The following is an 18186-nucleotide window of genomic DNA, read 5'->3' as shown; positions in this document are numbered from 1 at the left end:
AGCGCGCTCATGACGCATTGCGGAACCTATCGATAGGGATATCGGCTTACGGGGTAAAAGGTTGAAGCGCCTACAGAAATTTCTGACGGTCGTTTCGACGGACGGTATTCACTGGCTACACAGCTGCTCGATCAACAGGCGCGCGGCCTGCTGCAGGGGTTGTTGCTTGCGCCACAGGATGTGCACCGGCAGCTGCAATTCGTTGCGGGTGTTGTGAAAATCCAGCCGTACCAGGCGCCCGTTGGCCAGCAATGGCGCGACCCGCGACAGCGGCAGGTCGCCCCAGCCCAGGCCGGCCTCGACCATCTGCAGGGCCAGGTCGAAGCTGTCGGTGGACCAGTGTGTGGCACCAATCAGCGGGCGCGGGTCGGTCAGCGGCAAGTCGCGGCTGCGCACCAGGATCTGGCGTACCCGGGTCAGGTCTTCGAGGTAGTGGATGCGTCCTTCGCGCAAGGCCGGGTGGGCAGGCGACAGGGTGGCCACCAGCGACTCCATGCCGATGTGCTGGAAGCCGCGGCGGGCATCGACCTGCAGCCCGGCAAAGGCCACGCAGAGGTCGACACGGCCGCTGTCCAGCAGCTGCAGGGCTTCTTCCTGGGGGGCGCTGAGCAAGGCGATGTCCAGCAGCGGGTGGCGTTCACCGAGCTGAGCGATGGCGGCCAGCACAGGGCGGTGGTCGATGTCTGGCACCACGGCCAGGGTCAGGCTGCTCTCCAGGCCTTGGGACAGCTCCAGCGCGTGCACCTGGAGCAGCCCCAATTGCTCGGCGATCAGCCGGGCGTGCGGCTCCAGGGCCAAGGCCCGTGGGGTCGGGCGGACTTCGCGCGGGCCGCGTTCGAACAGGCTGTAGCCCAGTTCAGCCTCGAGGTTGGCAATGCCCATGCTGACCGCTGATGGCACGCGCTGCAGTGCCCGCGCGGCGGCAGAAAACGAACCGCGATCGAGCACGGCGAGAAACAGCTGGATGTTGTCGCTGGAAAAGTTCATGGCAGCCTCCTGTCAGCAGATCTGACAGCTGCTGACTTTTGCTGTCAAGGACAATGAAGCATGATCGCCCCTATCGCTTTTCAACAGCACGAGGTAACCCGGGTGCAGGGACTCAAACGGAAACTGGTCTACGTGACTTTCTATGAACTGATCGGGCTGTGCATGTCGACCCTCGGTCTGGCCTACCTGTCTGACACCCAGGCTTCGCATACCGGCCCTCTGGCCGTGATGATCACCACCATCGCCATGCTCTGGAACCTGATCTACAACACCTTGTTCGAGTGGTGGGAAAGCCGCCAGACCACGCGCGGGCGCAGCGTGACGCGACGGCTGGCGCATGCCATCGGCTTTCAGCTGACGCTGGTGGTCTACCTGATCCCGTTGATTGCCTGGTGGCTGGACATGACATTGCTGGAGGCATTGCTGGTGGACATGGCTTTCATCGTGCTGGTGCCTTGCTACACCTTTGCCTACAACTGGGCGTTCGACCGGATCTTCGGCCTGCCCAGTTCGGCCATGGCGCCAGCCTGATGTGGCTTGCGCCGGTACCGGCAGCCGCTAAGGCGGCAGCAATATGATCGCAGGCTCCTGCTGCTTCACCTGCTGCTCGACCGGTTGTTCGATTGGCCGCGGCGCACTGGCCAGCAGGCTGTCCTCGATTTGCCCCGACAGGTAATACACGCCGGCCATCGCACCACTCTGGCGGTTCTCCATCAGCTCTTGCCATTCCTGGTTCAACGCCACGTTGAGGATGACCCGCAACTGCTCGACCATTTGCGGGTGTTCACGGTCATGGGTCATGATCCCGTAGCCGGCCGCGGCAATCGAAATCATGGCCCCGGCGACCTTGCCCACCGCCGATGCCACGGCACTGGCGATGCCGCGCGGGGCCAAGGTGGCGCCGAGCTTTTCGCTGGCCTGGGTGGCCACCGAGTTCAGCCCGGCATCGGTCTTGCCGGGGCCTTTGCTGGCTTGCTGGTGCAGGTGCTGGCGCATGGCTTGCCAGGCCGGTTGCTGGGCCAGCGACTTGGCCCGCAGCAGTTGATACAGGCTGGCATTGCGCGCATCCGGCGGCCCCAGGGCGATGGCGGGAATGCGGTTGAGGCGCTGACTGAACTGCTCGGGTGGGGCGTTGTAGCGGTCGATGATGGCGGGCAGTTGCTGGCCGAGCAGTTGCAGGTACAGTTCGCAGGCCCGGTCGCGGATCCCCTCGGGGTCGATCTGCTCGGCAACTGGCTCGATAACCCGTTTGTGGTATTGCTCCTGCAGGTACAACGCCAGGCGCTTTTCTGCCGGTTCCCGGCCTTCGCCGCTGTCGAGTTTGTACCAGGCCACCTTGAGGGTCAGCCATTGCTGGGTCCAGTAGCCGGTGAACCACGGAATGAAGTCGCTTTCGGTGCGCTGCTGGACCTGTTCCTTCCACACCCGCATGGAGCGCCGGGCATAGTCGTTGGCCGAGCCGGTGGCACCGACCGAGGCGTCGATCAGTTCCTGGTCGATACGCTGCCAGGTGGCGGTGGTGAGTACCACCGGTGGCGGCGGAGCAGGCGGACGCTTGCCCGCGCAACCGGCAAGCGCCAGCAGCAGGCATGGCAGCAGAAGGACTCGAACGCTCACGCAACCGCCTCCCTGATAGAGGCCGAGGTGGTTATCGGAGTATAGGGTCGGCTTCAGGGGGCTGCTGTGCAGCCCATCGGCCAACGCGGTCCTACAGGCTTTATTCCAGGTCGAGTTTTTCTTCCAGGCGGTCGAGGTGCTGGTGCATCAGGGTCAGGGCCGCCTCGGCATCGCCCAGGGCCACGGCGTCGATGATCGCCGCATGCTCTTGCCAGGCGCAGTGGTCGCAGCAAGGCGATTCGTAGCGGGCGATGATCAGCGAGGTCATCGGCACCAGGCCATTGAGAAACCGGGCCAGTGGCGCATTGGCGGCCACCTGCGCCAGTTTCAGGTGAAACTCCCCACCCAGGCGGATCGCTGCGCAGCGCTCGCCGCTTTCGTGGTGCTGGCGTTCACGCTCCACCAGTTGCCGCAGCTGGCGAATCTGCACCGGCCGGGCGCGTTGGGCGGCCAGGGTGATCAGCGTGGTTTCGGCCAGGCGCCGGGCACTGAGTACCTGGCGCGCCTGCTCCGGGTCGGGCGTGGCCAGGTGCGCGGTGTGGCTGGGGCGCTGCACGACCACCTGCTGGTCGGACAGGCGTCCGAGCACGCGGCGGATCACTGTGCGGCTGACACCAAACGCATGCCCCAGCGCCTGCTCGGGCAAGAGGCTGCCAGGTGGCAGGCGCTGTTCGAGGATGGCGTCGAACAGCCGCGGGTAGATCTGCTCGGCGGACAGGCGGGTTTCGCCGGCCGCGAGCAGGGCCGGCAAGTGGGGGGCGGCGTTCATGGTCGCTCTCCTGGGTCATGGATGCGGGTGTTCGTCCGGAATGTTCAGGGCGATGCCCATGCGCAAGCCTTCGGCCAGGATGTGCTGGCGCATCTGGGCACTGGCCTGGGTGCTGTTGCGTTCGCGGATGGCGCGCACCACTGCTTCGTTTTCCTTCAGCCGTGCGGCCAGGTGCTCGGGCGACTTGCGCAGCATGTCGGCGCTCTGCTTGAGGGCATTGCCGGTCTGCTGCACCACGCTCTGGAAGATCGGGTTGGTGGTCAGGGCGAACAGCGCTTCATGAAAGGCGATGTAGGCCCTGACCCCGGCTTCGCTGTCTTCGGCTTCCAATGCTTCGCGCATGTCCATCAGGGTCAGGCGCAGCTGGCCGATGTCCTGGCTGTTGGCCGATTGCGCCACCAGGCCGACGATGAACGGTTCCAGGGTGTAGCGCAGCTCCAGCACGTCGGCCAGGCTGGCCGCCGCGCTGGTGTCCAGGCCTGGTTCCTGGGCGGCGGCTTCGGCGTCCAGCACCAGCACACCCTTGCCCGGCAGCGAACGCACCAGGCCCAGGGTTTCCAGTACGGTCACCGCTTCGCGCAGGCTGGGGCGGCTGATACCCAGTTGTTCGGCCAGCTCGCGCTGGCCTGGCAGCATGTCGCCGCTGCGCCATTGGCCACGGGCGAGGGCCTGGCGCAGTTTTTCCACCACTGAGTTGACGACGGTCGATGAGCTGATCACGGTTTGCTCCTGGAAGGGCCGGCATCGGTGCCGGCCACGTTGGCTCAGAATTCCTGTTGATGGTTGTTGGGCTGCTTGCGTGGCGTGGCAGCGAAGCCAGGTTTGCCGTCCAGCACGTTCTGCGCCCGCTCCAGGTCGATGTCCTTCTCCCAGCGGGCGATGGCCACGGTGGCCACGCAATTGCCGATCAGGTTGGTCAATGCCCGGCCGATGCCCATGAACCAGTCCACCGCCAACACCAGTACCAGGCCCACTACCGGGATCGCCGGCACGGCGGTCAGGGTGGCGGCGAGGATCACCAGTGCCGAGCCTGGGATGCCGTGAGCGCCCTTGGAAGTCACCAGTGACACCAGCAGGATGGTCAGCAGGTCGGTCATGGCCAGTGGCGTGCCGGTAGCATTGGCGATGAACACGATGGCCAGGGTCAGGTAGATGGAAAAGCCATCGAGGTTGAACGAGTAGCCAGTCGGGATCACCAGGCCGACGGTGGAGGTGCCGATGCCCAGGTGCTCGAGCTTGCGCATGACCTGTGGCAGCACGGCGTCGGAAGAGGCAGTGCCGAGGACGATGGTCAGTTCTTCGCGCAGGTACTTGATCAGTGGCAGCAACTTCAGGCCCGACAGGCGCATGACCGTACCCAGCACGATCAGCACGAAGCCGGCACAGGTCAGGTAGAACAGCGCCACCAGCCCGCCCAGGTGTTGCAGCGATTCCAGGCCATATTTGCTGGTAGTGAAGGCGATGGCGCCGAAGACGCCAAGCGGCGCCAGGCGCACGATCATGCCCATGATGCGGAAGATCACGTGGCTCAGCTCGTTGATCAGCCGCGAGATGCCGGCTGCCGAATCGCCAACCAGGTTCAGCGCACTGCCGAACAGCACCGAAAACAGCAGCACCTGGAGGATGTTGTTGTCGGCGAAGGCACCGATCACCGAGGTGGGGATCAGCTCCAGGAAGAACGCCGTGGCACCGTGAATGTGCTGGCCGCGCTCGGCCAGGCTACTGGCGTCGGCACTGGCCAGCTGGTCCAGGTGGATATTGGCGCCGCTGCCGATACCGCTGCTGAAGGCGAACACCAGGCCGATCACCAGTGCCAGGGTGGTCAGCACTTCGAAGTAGATCACCGACTTCAGGCCGATGCGCCCGACCTTCTTCAGGTCGCCGGCACCCGAGATGCCGCTGACTACCACGCAGAACACGATCAGGCCGATGAGCATCTTGATCAGTTTGATGAAACCGTCGCCAAGCGGTTTCAGTTGCAAGGACAGGTCGGGGAAGCTGAGGCCGCAGGCGATGCCGAGGGCAAGGCCGAGCACGACTTGAAGGAAGATCGAACGCGAGCACCATTTAAGCATGGGAGGGATCTCTGATCGGTGTCCTTGCTTCGGTAGCCGCACGGGGCGAAAGAGCGCAGGACTTAATTATTGTGGTCTTACCGGTTTGTTCAGCGCGAAGCCATAAAAGCGCGAAAAATCCGCCATTGCAAGAATTTTTGGCCTTACCGGTCTGACCAGTTTGAGGGCGTTCCAGCCTGCGAGGCTCTAGTTCGGTGCATGCCGCATAAGGCGTTAACGCACACCAGAGCAAGTTTCAGCGGGTACCTGATACAGCACTGCAATCCGCTTGCCAGGCCCCAGCCCGACCTCAATTTTTTCGATAACGCCATGATTCATAAGGTTTATTTGCTTTATGCGGCTGACCTCGTAGAATCCGCGCGCGACCGGGCAGTCACTACGAGGCCGATTGTGGGTGTGTTATCCCGATAATCGTCCCAGAGCAGGCGTCTGGCGTTTAAATGAATGGAGTCTCATAGTGCGTCTCAATCTCCCGGTTACCCCGGTCGAGCAACGTTTCCCCGCCGATCAGCGGCTGATTTCCGCAACCGACACGGCCAGCCTGATCACCTACTGCAACCCCGAATTCGCCGCCATCAGTGGCTATAGCGAGGCCGAACTGATCGGCAGCCCGCATAACCTGGTGCGGCACCCGGACATGCCGCCGGCAGTGTACGAACTGATGTGGCGCTACCTGAAGGCCGGCAAGAGCTGGATGGGCATCGTCAAGAACCGCTGCCGCAACGGCGATTACTACTGGGTCAACGCCTACGTCACGCCAATCCTCGAAGCCGGGCGGGTGGTGGGCTATGAGTCGGTACGGGTATGCCCCTCGCGTGAGCAGGTGGCCCGTGCCGAGGCCCTTTATGCACGTATGCGCAACGGCCAGGCCGTATTGCCCTGGTCACGGCGCGCGACCCTGCTGGCGCGCGACCTGGCCGTACCGCTGGCGAGCGGGGGGCTGGCGCTGGGGGCCAATCTGCTGTGGCCAGGCCTGGTTGCGCAAGGGCTGACCCTGGGCCTGTTCCTGGCTTATGGCCTGTTGGTACGCAACGCCGTGGGGCGGCAGATGCAGCGCGTGGTAGAGGGCGCCGATGGGACCTTCGCCGACCCGATCGCCGCCTTGACCTACAGCGACCTGCCCGGTGCTGCCGGACAACTGCAACTGATGCTGATCAGCGAGGAGGCGCGGCTGAAGACCGCGCTGACCCGGTTGAGCGACCTGGCGGCACAGATGGCCGTGGCTGCTCATGATGCTGGAGAGTTGTCACGCAGTACCGAAGCGGCGTTGCTGGAGCAGCGTGCAGAAACCGACCTGAGTGCCACGGCCATGAACCAGATGGCAGCTTCCATCGGTGAGGTGGCCAACCATGTACAGCTGACCGCTGCCGAGGCCCACACCGCGCACCTGCTGGCCGAGCAGGGCAGCCAGGTGGCCGATGCCAGCGGTGCGGCGATCCGCACCCTGGCGGGTACCGTGACGCAGATCAACCAGGCTGTCACGCAGTTGGCTGGCCAGACCGGCTCCATCGCCGAGGCCACCGGGATGATTCGCGGCATTGCCGAGCAGACCAACCTGCTGGCGCTCAATGCCGCCATCGAGGCGGCCCGTGCCGGCGAGCAGGGCCGCGGCTTTGCCGTGGTAGCCGATGAAGTGCGGGCACTGGCCGACAAGACCCGGCAGTCGACCCTGCACATCCAGACTATCATTGATGGCTTGCGCAGTGGTGCCGAGGAGGCCGTGGCGATCGCCAGCCAGGGCATCGACGGTGCCGAGCAGGGCGTCGCCCAGGTGCAGGAAGCCCGTCAGGCGCTGCATGGCATCCGTGAAGCGGTGCAGCGCATCAGCGCCATGAGCCAGCAGATGGCCACGGCCTCGCAGCAGCAGTCGGCTGTGGCCGAAGACGTCTCGAGGCAGATAAATGGCGTGGCCGGCATAGCCCAGCACAGCGCCCGAAGCGCCAACGCCGCCGCCTCGCGCGGAGCCGAACTGGAACAGGTGTGCGCCGGATTGCGTGCCCTTGTGGAGCGCTTCAACCGTTAAGGCAGGATGCTTTATGGATGACAACTACCGTGCGGCCGTGGACGCGGCTGCGATTTTTTCCGAAACCGACCTGCGTGGGAACATCACTTACGTCAACCAACAGTTCTGTACCATCTCCGGTTACAGCCGCGAGGAACTGCTCGGTGCCAACCACCGCATCCTCAATTCCGGCCTGCACGAGCCGGCATTCTTCGTCGGCATGTGGCGGGCCCTGGCCGCCGGGCGGGTGTGGAAAGGCGAGATCTGCAATCGTGCCAAGGATGGCACGTTGTACTGGGTCGACAGCACCATGGTGCCGCTGGTCGACCCGCTCAGCGGCCAGGTACGCAAATATGTGTCGATCCGCTTTGATGTCACCGAGAAACGTCAGCTGCTACATACCCTGCAATGGCGGGTGGGCCACGATGTGCTCACCGGCCTGCCCAACCGCACTTACCTCTCTGACCTGCTGAACCAGGCCTTGGCCTGTTCGCGCCGTGAAGGTATCGAGCTGGCGGTGTGCATGCTGGACCTGGATGGCTTCAAGGCGGTCAACGACGGCTACGGGCATGCCATGGGTGATTTGCTGTTGGTCGAAGTGGCGCAGCGCCTGAAGCATATCCTGCGCGAGAGTGATGTCGTGGCCCGGTTGTCGGGGGACGAGTTTGTGCTGATCTTGCGTGATGTCGACGAAGGCCGTCAGTTGCATGCGGCGCTGCGCCGGGTGCTGCGGGCTTTGGCGGCGCCCTATGTAATACGTGAGCAGCACTTGTCGCTCAGCGCCAGTATCGGTGTGACGCTGTACCCGCAGGATGATGAGGACGCCGACACCCTGGTGCGCCATGCCGACCAGGCCATGTACGTGGCCAAGCAGCGTGGGCGCAACCGCTACCACCTGTTCGACGTGACTCAGGAGCAGGAACTCAAGGCTACCCACCAGACCGTGGCGCGGGTGCGCCGGGCGCTGCACAACGACGAGCTGTGCCTGTATTACCAACCCAAGGTCAACCTGCGCAGCGGCCAGGTGCTGGGCTTCGAAGGTTTGCTGCGCTGGCAGCGGCCGGGCCGTGGGTTGGTGCCGCCTGGCGATTTCCTGCCATGGGTCGAGCAGACCGACCTGATCATCGAAATTGGCGAGTGGGTCCTCGACAAGGCCTTGAACCAGCTGCAGGCCTGGCAGCGCGAAGGGCGGCCCTGGTCGTTGAGCGTGAATATCGCGGCGCGGCATTTGCAACGCAGTGACTTCGCCGAGCGTCTGCGCCAGTTGCTGGCAGCGCACCCGGAGGTGGACCCGGCGCGGCTGGACCTGGAAATCGTCGAGTCAGTGGCCATCGACAACCTGCAGCACGTCAGCCGCTGCCTTGACGCCTGCCGCGCGCTGGGCGTGCGCTTCTCCCTGGATGACTTTGGCACCGGCTACTCGTCGCTGAGCTACCTGAAGCGTTTGCCAACCCAGACGATCAAGATCGACCAGTCGTTCGTGCGGGACATTTTGCATGACCAGGACGACCTGGCGCTGACCCGGGCGGTGATTGGCCTGGCACGGGCATTTGGCCGCGAAGTGATTGCCGAAGGGCTGGAGAGTGTCGAGCATGGGCGGGTGCTGATGGGCCTGGGCTGCGAACTGGCACAGGGTTACTGCATTGCCCGGCCGATGCCGGCCAGTGAGGTACAGCGCTGGGCCCAGACCTACCGGCAGCCGAAGCTGTGGCGCGACCCTTGATAGGCCAGCCGGCGATGAGGTAGGCCTGGGCCTGCTCGGCAACCGGCCGGGGCGCTGGATGGCTGCGGCAATGCCAGTGTTCGCGCTGGCTAGAGCTGGCGCAAGCGCTTGTACAGCGTGGTGCGGCTGATCCCCAGTGCGCGAGCCACCGCAGACAGGTTGCCATTGGCTTGCTGCACCAGCGTTGGCAGGTCTGCCGCTTCGGGCGCCTGTGGTACAGGCAGCTGCGCCTCGGCCAGGAAGCCCGCAGGCAAGTGTTCCAGGCCGACCGGGCCGTTGCCGGCCAAGGCCAGCGCCACCTGTAGCACACTCACCAGTTCACGTATATTGCCTGGCCAAGGGTGCTGATCGAACAGCTCGACAATGGCTGCCGGCAGTCGCGCAGGCTGCCCGGGTTCGCGGTATTGGGCATGCACCTGCTCGATCAGCTGGCGCCGGTCGCTGCGCTCGCGCAGCGGCGGCAACCGCACTGCCAGCCCGGCGATGCGGTAGTACAGGTCCTGGCGAAAGCGCCCGGCACGCACCTCTTCAGCCAGGTCGCGGTTGCTCGCCGACACCACGCGGATATCCACGGCCACCGCTGCACCGCTGCCCAGTGGCTGGATGCTGCGTGACTGCAGGACGCGCAACAAGCGGGCCTGAGTCGGCAGCGGCATGTCGCCGATTTCATCGAGGAACAAGATGCCGTGGTCGGCCTTGCGGATCAGCCCCGGGTTGCCCTTGTGGTGAGCGCCGGTGAACGCGCCTTTGTCGTAGCCGAACAGCTCCGACTCCACCAGTTCGGCGGGGATTGCCGCGCAGTTGATCGCGACCAGCGGCTGGCCGGCGCGGCTGCTGGCACGGTGCAAGGTATCGACGAACACTTCCTTGCCCACGCCGGTTTCCCCCTGCACCAGCACCGGGATGTCCTTTTCCAGCAGCAGGCTGGCCTGCGCCAGGGCCTTCTCCAGGCGCGGGTCGATGCTGCTGGCGGCGGCGCGGCAAGTGGCCTCGCGCGCAGGCTGCCACTGGCAATGAAAGCGATTGCGCCCGGTGGCCTGCAAGGCGAAGGGCTGTTGCCGGGGGTGGCTGAGCAGGTGCTGCAGCGGCAACTGGAACAGCTGCTCGATATTCTGCCCCAGCGGGTTGCCACCGAGCAGGCTGTCGGCCCGATGATTGGCCGCCAGTACCTGGCCCTGCTCATCGAACACCAGCAGGCCGGCCCAGGGGCTGTCCAGGTTGTCGGAGGCGCTGTTGAACATCAGCTGGGCATGCCGCTGGTCATGTTCGGCAAGGATCAGGCGGTTTTCCAGGCTCTGGCTCATCATGCGCACCAGGCCCAGCGTCTGGCTGCCGGGCAGGTAGCCATCGCTGGCCACGTCGAGCACCCCGACCAGTTGCCGCGCCGCGTCGAACAGCGGCGCCGCGGCGCTGGACATGTAGCGGTTCTGCCGCAGGAAGTGCTCGTCCTGGCCCACGTGAATCGCCTCGGCGCAGATCAGCGCGGTGCCCAGGGCATTGGTGCCGACCCCGCGCTCGTGCCAATGGGCGCCAGCGCTGAAACCGTGCTGCTGGCGCGGTTCGATGAAGCGCCGCGAGCCCCAGGTGTCGAGCACGCAGCCAGTGGCATCGGCCAGCATCACCAGGTAGCTGGCGTTGCCCAGCAGGTGGGCGTAATGCGGCAGTACTGCCTCGCGGGTCAGGCGCAGCAGGGCCTGGCGCCGCTCCAGCAGGGCGCTCAGTTCGGCGCGGGTCAGGCAGTCGAAGTCCGGGGCGTGCTGGGGGTGCAGACCGTGGTCGCGGCAGCGGGCCCAGGAGGCCTGGATCAGTTGGGCATGGGTCGAAGCGGATGCGGCCATGGGCCTGTCCTGTGTGATTGTTGTAATGGAAACGACCGCTGTTCAGTGTTGTTCACAGCTGTTCAATGTCAAACCCGCAAGTGTTCAGTTGTTCAGCGATTGTGTTCACTTGTGAACCAGTGCTTTGACGGGGCTGCCGGGCAGGGCGCGGGCCAGACGGGGTGTGGCTAACCTGGCACGAAACTGGCTGTACCCGGCAGACAACAATCACAAGAAGGCCACGCCATGTCCCTGGTGCTGGAACAGGTCAGTCGCAGCGTCGACAACCAGGCCTGGATCGTCGATGCGTCTCTGCGCTTCGAACCCGGCTCGTTCAATGTACTGCTGGGCCGTACTCTGGCCGGCAAGACCAGCCTGATGCGGCTGATGGCCGGGCTCGACCGCCCGGACCGCGGGCGCGTGCTGATGGATGGCCAGGACGTGACCGGCGTGCCGGTGCGTCAGCGCAATGTGTCGATGGTGTATCAGCAGTTCATCAACTACCCCACCCTCAGCGTGTACGAGAACATCGCCTCGCCGCTGCGCCAGGCGCGCATGGCCGAACCGGAGATCCGCCGGCGGGTGCAGGAAACCGCCGAGATGCTACGCATCGAAGCCTACCTGCAACGCCTGCCGCTGGAGCTGTCCGGTGGCCAGCAGCAACGCACGGCGATGGCCCGGGCGCTGGTCAAGGATGCCTCGCTGATCCTGTTCGACGAGCCGCTGGTCAACCTGGATTACAAACTGCGCGAGGGCCTGCGCCAGGAGCTGCGCGAGCTGTTCGCGGCGCGCCATTGCATTGCCGTGTATGCCACCACCGAGCCCAACGAGGCGCTGGCATTGGGCGGCACCACGACCCTCGTCCACGAAGGCCGGATCGTCCAGAGTGGGCCCACCGCCGAGGTCTATCAGCGGCCACGCAGCGTGCTGGCCGCCGAGCTGTTTTCCGAGCCGCCGATCAACCTGGTTACCGGCCGTATCAGCGATAACGAGGTAAGCCTGGCCCAGGCCGTGCATTTTGCCCGCAATGTCGACTTGCAGCCGCTTGCCGAGGGCGACTACCGCTTTGGCGTGCGGCCCAGCCACATCAGCCTGGTGCCGGCCCACGACGATGACCTGGAGCTGGCCGTGCTGGTGGAGCTTGCCGAAATCAGTGGCTCGGAGACTTTCCTGCATGTGCGCAACGACCACTGGCGCATGATCCTGCACTTGCCAGGGGTGCACGAATACCAGGTGGACACGCCGATCCGCGTGTTCATCCCCACCCACAAGCTGTTCGTGTTCGACAGCGCCGGGGCGCTGGTGCAAGCCCCCGGGCAGCGCCAGGCAAGGAGAGGGTGATGGCCGAAATCCGTCTGCGCCAACTGGCGCACAGCTACAGCCGCCAGCCCGCCAGTGAGGCGGACTATGCCCTGCACGCACTGGAACATGTGTGGGAGCAGGGCGGTGCCTATGCTTTGCTGGGGCCGTCGGGCTGTGGCAAGTCGACCTTGCTGAATATCATTTCCGGGTTGTTGACGCCATCCCATGGCGAGGTGCTGTTCGATGGCAAGCCGGTCAACCAGTTGCCGCCGCAGGCGCGCAACATCGCCCAGGTGTTCCAGTTTCCGGTGGTGTACGACACCCTGTCGGTGTACGACAACCTGGCGTTTCCCCTGCGCAACCAGGGGCTCGACGAAGCCCGCGTGCGTGCCCGGGTGGAGGAGATTGCCGAGGTGCTCGACCTGACTGCGGCGTTGCCCAAAAAGGCTCGCAACCTCAGTGCCGACGAAAAGCAGAAAGTCTCCATGGGCCGTGGCCTGGTGCGTGACGACGTGTCGGCGATCCTGTTCGACGAGCCGCTGACGGTGATCGACCCGCATCTCAAGTGGAAACTGCGGCGCAAGCTCAAGCAGATCCACGAGCAGTTCAACATCACCATGATCTACGTCACCCACGACCAGCTGGAAGCCTCGACCTTCGCCGACAAGATCGCGGTGATGCACGGCGGGCGCATCGTCCAGTTCGGCACCCCGCGTGAGCTGTTCGAGCGGCCACGGCACACTTTCGTCGGCTATTTCATCGGCAGCCCTGGGATGAACCTGATCGAGGTGCGTGCCGAGGCGGACGGGGTGAGCTTCGGCGATATACACCTGCCACTGCCAGATGGCTTGCGTGAGCGCCTGGCAGCGACGGCAGGCGGGCGCCTGCAGGTCGGCATCCGCCCCGAGTTCGTGCAGCTGTGGGACAGCCCGTTCGATGATGCCTACCCGGCACGGGTGCTGGACGTCGAGGACCTGGGCACCTACCGCATCGTCACCCTCGAGCTGGGCGGCGTCGCGCTCAAGGCCCGCCAGGGTGAGGACCGCCCACTGCCCGTGGCCCAGGCCTGGGTCAGCCTGCCGGCGCAGTGGCTGATGCTGTACCTCGACGATGTGCTGCTGGAGGTGGTGCCATGAACAAGGTGCCCAACAACAAGGCCTGGTGGCTGGTGCTGCCGGTGTTCCTGCTGGTGGCGTTCAGTGCCGTGGTGCCGATGATGACCGTGGTCAACTACTCGGTGCAGGACATTTTCGACCAGTCCAACCGCTACTTCGTCGGTGCCGACTGGTACCGCCAGGTGCTGCGCGACCCGGCGCTGCATGACGCGCTGCTGCGTCAGTTCATCTATTCCGCCTGCGTGCTGCTGATCGAGATCCCGCTGGGCATCGCCATTGCCCTGACCATGCCGACCAAGGGGCGCATGGCTTCGGTATGCCTGATCGTCATGGCCATCCCGTTGCTGATCCCATGGAACGTGGTCGGCACCATCTGGCAGATCTTCGGCCGTGCCGACATCGGCCTGCTCGGCGCCACCCTGGCCCGGCTGGGGGTCAGCTACAACTACGCCGGCGACCCGTTCGACGCCTGGCTCACCGTGCTGGTGATGGACGTCTGGCACTGGACCTCGCTGGTGGCGCTGCTGTGCTATTCAGGGCTGCGCGCCATCCCCGACGTGTATTACCAGGCCGCGCGCATCGACCGCGCCTCGGGCTGGGCGGTGTTCCGCCATATCCAGTTGCCCAAGCTGAAGAACGTGCTGCTGATCGCGGTGATGCTGCGCTTCATGGACAGCTTCATGATCTACACCGAGCCCTTCGTGCTGACCGGTGGCGGGCCCGGCAACGCCACCACCTTCCTCAGCCAGACCCTCACGCGCATGGCCGTGGGCCAGTTCGACCTGGGCCCGGCGGCGGCGTTTTCGCTGGTGTACTTCCTGATCATCCTGCTGGTGTCGTGGCTGTTCTACACAGCCATGACCCATGCCGACAAGGACTAGGCCATGAGCATACGCAAATCGCTGGCCCTGCTGCTGTACTTCTTCTTCCTGCTGGTGCCGATCTACTGGCTGCTGAACATGTCGTTCAAGAGCAACAGCGAGATCCTCGGTAGCCTGACCCTGTGGCCGCAGGCATTCACCCTCGACAACTACCGGGTGATCTTCACCGATGCCAGCTGGTACAGCGGTTATATCAACTCGCTGTATTACGTGTGCCTGAACACGCTGATTTCACTGCTGGTGGCGTTGCCGGCAGCGTATGCCTTCTCGCGCTACCGCTTCCTCGGCGACCGACACCTGTTCTTCTGGCTGCTGACCAACCGCATGGCGCCACCGGCGGTGTTCCTCCTGCCGTTCTTCCAGCTGTATTCGTCGATCGGTCTGTTCGATACCCATATCGCCGTGGCCCTGGCCCACTGCCTGTTCAATGTGCCGCTGGCAGTGTGGATCCTGGAGGGGTTCATGTCGGGTGTGCCTAAGGAGATCGACGAAACGGCCTACATCGACGGGTACAGCTTCCCGCGCTTCTTTGTGAAGATCTTTATTCCCCTGATCGGCTCCGGCATCGGCGTCACGGCATTTTTCTGCTTCATGTTCTCCTGGGTCGAACTGCTGCTGGCGCGCACGCTGACCTCGGTGAATGCCAAGCCGATCGCCGCGGTGATGACCCGTACCGTGTCCGCATCAGGCATCGACTGGGGGGTGCTGGCTGCGGCGGGCGTTCTGACCATCCTGCCCGGCATGCTGGTGATCTGGTTCGTGCGCAACCATGTGGCCAAGGGCTTTGCCCTGGGCCGGGTCTGAGGAGGGTTACGGCATGGAATGGATGGCCTGGACCTTGCCGACGGCGCTGTTCTTCGCTGCCGTGGGTGTACTGCTGCTGGGCATGACCTTGCTCGAGCTGCGCCGACCTTGTGTGGAGCGACGCGGCTTTCTACCGCTGGTCACCAGCCGTGGCGACCGCTTGTTCATCGGCCTGCTGGCCAGCGCCTACCTGCATCTGCTGGTGGTTGGCGTCAGCGAGTGGCCCTTGTGGGTAGCTTCGCTGCTGTCTCTGGCGTGGCTGCTGGTGGTGCTGCGCTGGGGCTGAGCGAGCGGCCCTGTGGGATAACTGAAACGGGAGATCACAATGTTCGACAACAAGTACAACAGGCGACATTTGACCCTGGCCGCGTTGCTGGTGCTGGCCAGCGCGCAAGGCACAGCCTGGGCCGACCAGTACGAGGACGCGGCAAAGAAATGGATCGGCAGCGAGTTCAAGCCGTCGACCCTCCCCCCTGAACAGCAACTGGCTGAACTCAAGTGGTTCATCAAGGCAGCCGAGCCGTTCCGTGGGATGAAGATCAATGTGGTGTCGGAAACCATCACTACTCATGAATACGAGTCCAAGGTACTGGCCAAGGCCTTCAGCGAAATCACCGGTATCCAGCTGACCCACGACCTGCTGCAGGAAGGCGACGTGGTGGAAAAGCTGCAGACACAGATGCAGTCGGACAAGAACATCTATGATGGTTGGGTCAACGATTCCGACCTGATCGGTACGCACTTTCGCTATGGCAAGGTGGAATCGATCACTGACCTGATGGCCAACGAGGGCAAGGACTACACCTCGCCGACCCTCGACCTGAAGGACTTCATCGGCATTTCCTTCACCACGGCGCCTGATGGCAAGGTCTACCAGTTGCCCGACCAACAGTTCGCCAACCTGTACTGGTTCCGTGCCGACTGGTTCGAACGGCCCGAGCTCAAGGCCAGGTTCAAGGAAAAGTACGGTTACGAACTGGGCGTGCCGGTGAACTGGTCGGCCTACGAGGACATTGCCCGGTTCTTCACCGAAGACGTCAAGGAAATCGACGGCAAGCGCGTCTATGGCCACATGGACTATGGCAAGAAAGACCCGTCGCTGGGCTGGCGCTTCACCGACGCCTGGTTCTCCATGGCCGGTGGTGGCGACAAGGGCCTGCCCAACGGCCTGCCGGTGGACGAATGGGGCATCCGCGTGGAGGACTGCCACCCGGTGGGTTCCAGCGTGACCCGCGGTGGTGACACCAACGGCCCGGCTGCGGTCTACGCCACGCAGAAGTATGTGGACTGGATGCGCGCCTATGCACCCAAGGAAGCCCAGGGCATGACCTTCTCCGAAGCCGGGCCGGTGCCCGCCCAGGGCAACATTGCCCAGCAGATCTTCTGGTACACCGCGTTCACCGCCGACATGACCAAGCCTGGCTTGCCAGTGGTCAATGCCGATGGCACGCCGAAGTGGCGCATGGCGCCATCGCCAAAGGGGCCGTACTGGGAGGAGGGGATGAAGCTGGGCTACCAGGACACCGGTTCGTGGACCTTCTTCAAGTCCACCCCCGAGAAGCAGCGGCTGGCGGCATGGCTGTATGCGCAGTTCGTCACGTCCAAGACCGTATCGCTGAAAAAGACCATCGTTGGCCTCACGCCAATTCGTGAATCGGACATCAGCTCCCAGGCCATGACCGACTTGGCGCCCAAGCTCGGAGGTCTGGTGGAGTTCTACCGCAGCCCGGCGCGGGTGCAGTGGACGCCCACCGGTACCAACGTGCCGGATTATCCGCGCCTGGCGCAGTTGTGGTGGAGCCACATTGCCGAGGTGGCCAGCGGCGAGAAAACCCCGCAGGAAGCCCTGGATGGGCTGGCTCGCGACCAGGACCGGATGATGGAGCGCTTGCAGCGGTCCAATGCCCAGGCCACCTGTGCGCCGAAGCTGAACCCGGAGCGGGATGCCCAGTACTGGTTCGACCAGCCCGGTGCACCGAAACCGAAACTGGCCAACGAAAAGCCCAAGGGCGAGACCGTCAGCTACAGCGAACTGCTGAAGTCGTGGGAGGCGGCCAGGAAGTGATCGGCTGAGGATTTGGGTTGATGCGTGAATCGAGCGCCGCCCGCGCGGCGCTCGATCTAGTAGGCGCTAAACCTCCCACGCCAGGCAAAAAAAACGGCACCTGCCAGAGGTGCCGTTTTCCTGTCACGCGGTATTACTTGTGCAGCTCTTCTGCCGCATACAGCGTGTTCTCCAGCAGGCACGCCCGGGTCATCGGCCCGACGCCACCCGGCACCGGGGTGATCCAGCCCGCGCGCGGCAGGGCGGTCTCGTAGACCACGTCGCCGACCAGCTTGCCGTCTTCCTGGCGGTTGATGCCGACGTCGATGACGATGGCACCTTCCTTGATCCATTCGCCCTTGACCAGGCCCGGCTTGCCGGCAGCCACGACCACCAGGTCGGCACGCCCGACATGGCCGGCCAGGTCCTTGGTGAATCGGTGGCAGACGGTCACGGTGCAGCCGGCCAACAGCAGTTCCATGGCCATCGGGCGGCCGACGATGTTGGACGCGCCGACGATGACCGCGTTCATGCCGTACAGGTCCTGGCCGGTGCTTTCCAGCAGGGTCATGATGCCCTTCGGCGTGCACGGGCGCAGCAGCGGGATGCGCTGGGCCAGGCGGCCGATGTTGTACGGGTGGAAACCGTCCACGTCCTTGTCCGGGCGAATGCGCTCGAGCAGCAGCGAGGCATCCAGGTGCGCCGGCAGCGGCAGTTGCAGCAGGATGCCGTCGACGGCCGGGTCGTCATTGAGGCGATCGATCAGCTCGGTCAGGGCCTGCTGCGTGGTGTCGCTGGGCAGGTCGAACGCCTGGGAAATGAAGCCGACCTCTTCGCAGTCCTTGCGCTTGTGCGAGACATAGACTTGGGAGGCGGGGTCGGTGCCGACCAGGATCACTGCCAGGCCTGGTGTACGCAGGCCTTGCTGGCGACGCTCCACGACACGTTGAGCGATCTGCTGGCGCAGGCTGGCGGCGATCGCCTTGCCATCGATTAGGTGTGCAGTCATAGACGCGTGATTAACCATCGAGAAGGAAACAATTAAAGAGG

The 18186-nt window shown here is 64.3% G+C and carries 16 protein-coding genes and 1 pseudogene; 10 read left to right on the top strand and 7 right to left on the bottom strand.

The genetic code is table 11. The annotated features are described in order from the left end of the window. Positions 1–108 precede the first annotated feature (108 nt). Positions 109–987, bottom strand: a complete 879-nt coding sequence (locus HU760_RS16220; RefSeq protein WP_186680354.1) for a LysR family transcriptional regulator — start codon at positions 985–987, stop codon at positions 109–111. Between the two features lie 102 nt (positions 988–1089). Between HU760_RS16220 and HU760_RS16215 the strand changes: the two genes are divergently transcribed. Then, positions 1090–1518 (top strand): PACE efflux transporter, encoded by a 429-nt coding sequence (locus HU760_RS16215; protein ID WP_186680397.1) that lies wholly within the window; start codon positions 1090–1092, stop codon positions 1516–1518. A 27-nt stretch (positions 1519–1545) separates the two neighbouring features. Here HU760_RS16215 and HU760_RS16210 read toward each other — a convergent pair whose 3' ends face one another. The 4 genes from HU760_RS16210 to HU760_RS16195 all read right to left on the bottom strand — a co-directional run bounded on the left by HU760_RS16210 (position 1546) and on the right by HU760_RS16195 (position 5448). Beyond that, positions 1546–2604, bottom strand: coding sequence for a hypothetical protein (locus HU760_RS16210; protein WP_186680352.1), 1059 nt, complete (start codon positions 2602–2604; stop codon positions 1546–1548). A 100-nt stretch (positions 2605–2704) separates the two neighbouring features. After that, positions 2705–3373 carry a GntR family transcriptional regulator gene (locus HU760_RS16205; protein WP_186680349.1) on the bottom strand — a complete coding sequence of 223 codons (669 nt, stop codon included), beginning with the start codon at positions 3371–3373 and terminating at the stop codon, positions 2705–2707. A 15-nt stretch (positions 3374–3388) separates the two neighbouring features. Next, the gene (locus HU760_RS16200) at positions 3389–4093 is read right to left on the bottom strand and encodes a FadR/GntR family transcriptional regulator (RefSeq protein WP_186680346.1); all 705 of its coding nucleotides are present in this window, start codon (positions 4091–4093) and stop codon (positions 3389–3391) included. A gap of 44 nt (positions 4094–4137) precedes the next feature. Next, positions 4138–5448, bottom strand: a complete 1311-nt coding sequence (locus HU760_RS16195) for a C4-dicarboxylate transporter DctA (protein WP_186680344.1) — start codon at positions 5446–5448, stop codon at positions 4138–4140. A gap of 394 nt (positions 5449–5842) precedes the next feature. Here HU760_RS16195 and HU760_RS24745 point away from each other — a divergent pair. The 3 genes and pseudogenes from HU760_RS24745 to HU760_RS16185 form a co-directional block, all read left to right on the top strand. Next, positions 5843–6187 (top strand): annotated as a pseudogene (locus HU760_RS24745) (PAS domain-containing protein); the annotation flags it as partial. A gap of 114 nt (positions 6188–6301) precedes the next feature. Further along, positions 6302–7471 carry a methyl-accepting chemotaxis protein gene (locus HU760_RS16190; protein ID WP_437179858.1) on the top strand — a complete coding sequence of 390 codons (1170 nt, stop codon included), beginning with the start codon at positions 6302–6304 and terminating at the stop codon, positions 7469–7471. A 13-nt stretch (positions 7472–7484) separates the two neighbouring features. After that, positions 7485–9173, top strand: coding sequence for a putative bifunctional diguanylate cyclase/phosphodiesterase (locus HU760_RS16185; protein WP_186680338.1), 1689 nt, complete (start codon positions 7485–7487; stop codon positions 9171–9173). Between the two features lie 89 nt (positions 9174–9262). Here HU760_RS16185 and HU760_RS16180 read toward each other — a convergent pair whose 3' ends face one another. Next, a complete protein-coding gene (locus tag HU760_RS16180; protein ID WP_186680335.1) occupies positions 9263–11011 on the bottom strand; it encodes a sigma-54-dependent Fis family transcriptional regulator in 1749 nt (582 codons plus the stop codon). Positions 11012–11236: 225 nt separating this feature from the next. On the opposite strand from HU760_RS16180, the gene HU760_RS16175 reads away from it, so the two are divergent. Genes HU760_RS16175 through HU760_RS16150 form a run of 6 tightly spaced genes read left to right on the top strand, consistent with a single transcriptional unit; the run spans position 11237 to position 17157 of the window. Further along, on the top strand, positions 11237–12331 hold the full coding sequence (locus HU760_RS16175) for an ABC transporter ATP-binding protein (protein WP_186680333.1): 1095 nt from the start codon (positions 11237–11239) through the stop codon (positions 12329–12331). Continuing rightward, on the top strand, positions 12331–13428 hold the full coding sequence (locus tag HU760_RS16170; protein ID WP_186680330.1) for an ABC transporter ATP-binding protein: 1098 nt from the start codon (positions 12331–12333) through the stop codon (positions 13426–13428). Before HU760_RS16175 ends, HU760_RS16170 begins: the two co-directional genes overlap by 1 nt. Next, positions 13425–14288, top strand: coding sequence for a carbohydrate ABC transporter permease (locus tag HU760_RS16165; RefSeq protein WP_039614302.1), 864 nt, complete (start codon positions 13425–13427; stop codon positions 14286–14288). Before HU760_RS16170 ends, HU760_RS16165 begins: the two co-directional genes overlap by 4 nt. Positions 14289–14291: 3 nt before the next feature. Further along, on the top strand, positions 14292–15092 hold the full coding sequence (locus HU760_RS16160) for a carbohydrate ABC transporter permease (RefSeq protein WP_186680327.1): 801 nt from the start codon (positions 14292–14294) through the stop codon (positions 15090–15092). Positions 15093–15105: 13 nt separating this feature from the next. Continuing rightward, positions 15106–15378, top strand: a complete 273-nt coding sequence (locus HU760_RS16155) for a DUF2160 domain-containing protein (protein WP_170029201.1) — start codon at positions 15106–15108, stop codon at positions 15376–15378. A gap of 39 nt (positions 15379–15417) precedes the next feature. Then, complete coding sequence (locus tag HU760_RS16150) at positions 15418–17157, top strand: ABC transporter substrate-binding protein (protein WP_186680324.1); 1740 nt, start codon at positions 15418–15420, stop codon at positions 17155–17157. A 133-nt stretch (positions 17158–17290) separates the two neighbouring features. On the opposite strand, the gene folD is transcribed toward HU760_RS16150, so the two are convergent. Then, a complete protein-coding gene (gene folD / locus HU760_RS16145) occupies positions 17291–18145 on the bottom strand; it encodes a bifunctional methylenetetrahydrofolate dehydrogenase/methenyltetrahydrofolate cyclohydrolase FolD (protein WP_170029203.1) in 855 nt (284 codons plus the stop codon). Positions 18146–18186: the final 41 nt, after the last annotated feature.

Origin of the sequence: Pseudomonas oryzicola (assembly GCF_014269185.2) — a bacterium.
In the GTDB taxonomy this organism is placed as follows: Bacteria; Pseudomonadota; Gammaproteobacteria; order Pseudomonadales; family Pseudomonadaceae; genus Aquipseudomonas; species Aquipseudomonas oryzicola.
This window is presented reverse-complemented; position numbering and strand designations above follow the sequence as displayed.

Bases quoted from the DNA above. Each gene is read 5' to 3' on its own strand.
- HU760_RS16160 (WP_186680327.1), top strand. From the start codon at position 14,292: ATGAGCATACGCAAATCGCTGGCCCTGCTGCTGTACTTCTTCTTCCTG.
- HU760_RS16170 (WP_186680330.1), top strand. From the start codon at position 12,331: ATGGCCGAAATCCGTCTGCGCCAACTGGCGCACAGCTACAGCCGCCAG.
- HU760_RS16155 (WP_170029201.1), top strand. From the start codon at position 15,106: ATGGAATGGATGGCCTGGACCTTGCCGACGGCGCTGTTCTTCGCTGCC.
- HU760_RS16220 (WP_186680354.1), bottom strand. From the start codon at position 987: ATGAACTTTTCCAGCGACAACATCCAGCTGTTTCTCGCCGTGCTCGAT.
- HU760_RS16180 (WP_186680335.1), bottom strand. From the start codon at position 11,011: ATGGCCGCATCCGCTTCGACCCATGCCCAACTGATCCAGGCCTCCTGG.
- HU760_RS16175 (WP_186680333.1), top strand. From the start codon at position 11,237: ATGTCCCTGGTGCTGGAACAGGTCAGTCGCAGCGTCGACAACCAGGCC.
- HU760_RS16165 (WP_039614302.1), top strand. From the start codon at position 13,425: ATGAACAAGGTGCCCAACAACAAGGCCTGGTGGCTGGTGCTGCCGGTG.
- HU760_RS16150 (WP_186680324.1), top strand. From the start codon at position 15,418: ATGTTCGACAACAAGTACAACAGGCGACATTTGACCCTGGCCGCGTTG.
- HU760_RS16205 (WP_186680349.1), bottom strand. From the start codon at position 3,373: ATGAACGCCGCCCCCCACTTGCCGGCCCTGCTCGCGGCCGGCGAAACC.
- HU760_RS16185 (WP_186680338.1), top strand. From the start codon at position 7,485: ATGGATGACAACTACCGTGCGGCCGTGGACGCGGCTGCGATTTTTTCC.
- folD (WP_170029203.1), bottom strand. From the start codon at position 18,145: ATGACTGCACACCTAATCGATGGCAAGGCGATCGCCGCCAGCCTGCGC.
- HU760_RS16190 (WP_437179858.1), top strand. From the start codon at position 6,302: ATGCGCAACGGCCAGGCCGTATTGCCCTGGTCACGGCGCGCGACCCTG.
- HU760_RS16195 (WP_186680344.1), bottom strand. From the start codon at position 5,448: ATGCTTAAATGGTGCTCGCGTTCGATCTTCCTTCAAGTCGTGCTCGGC.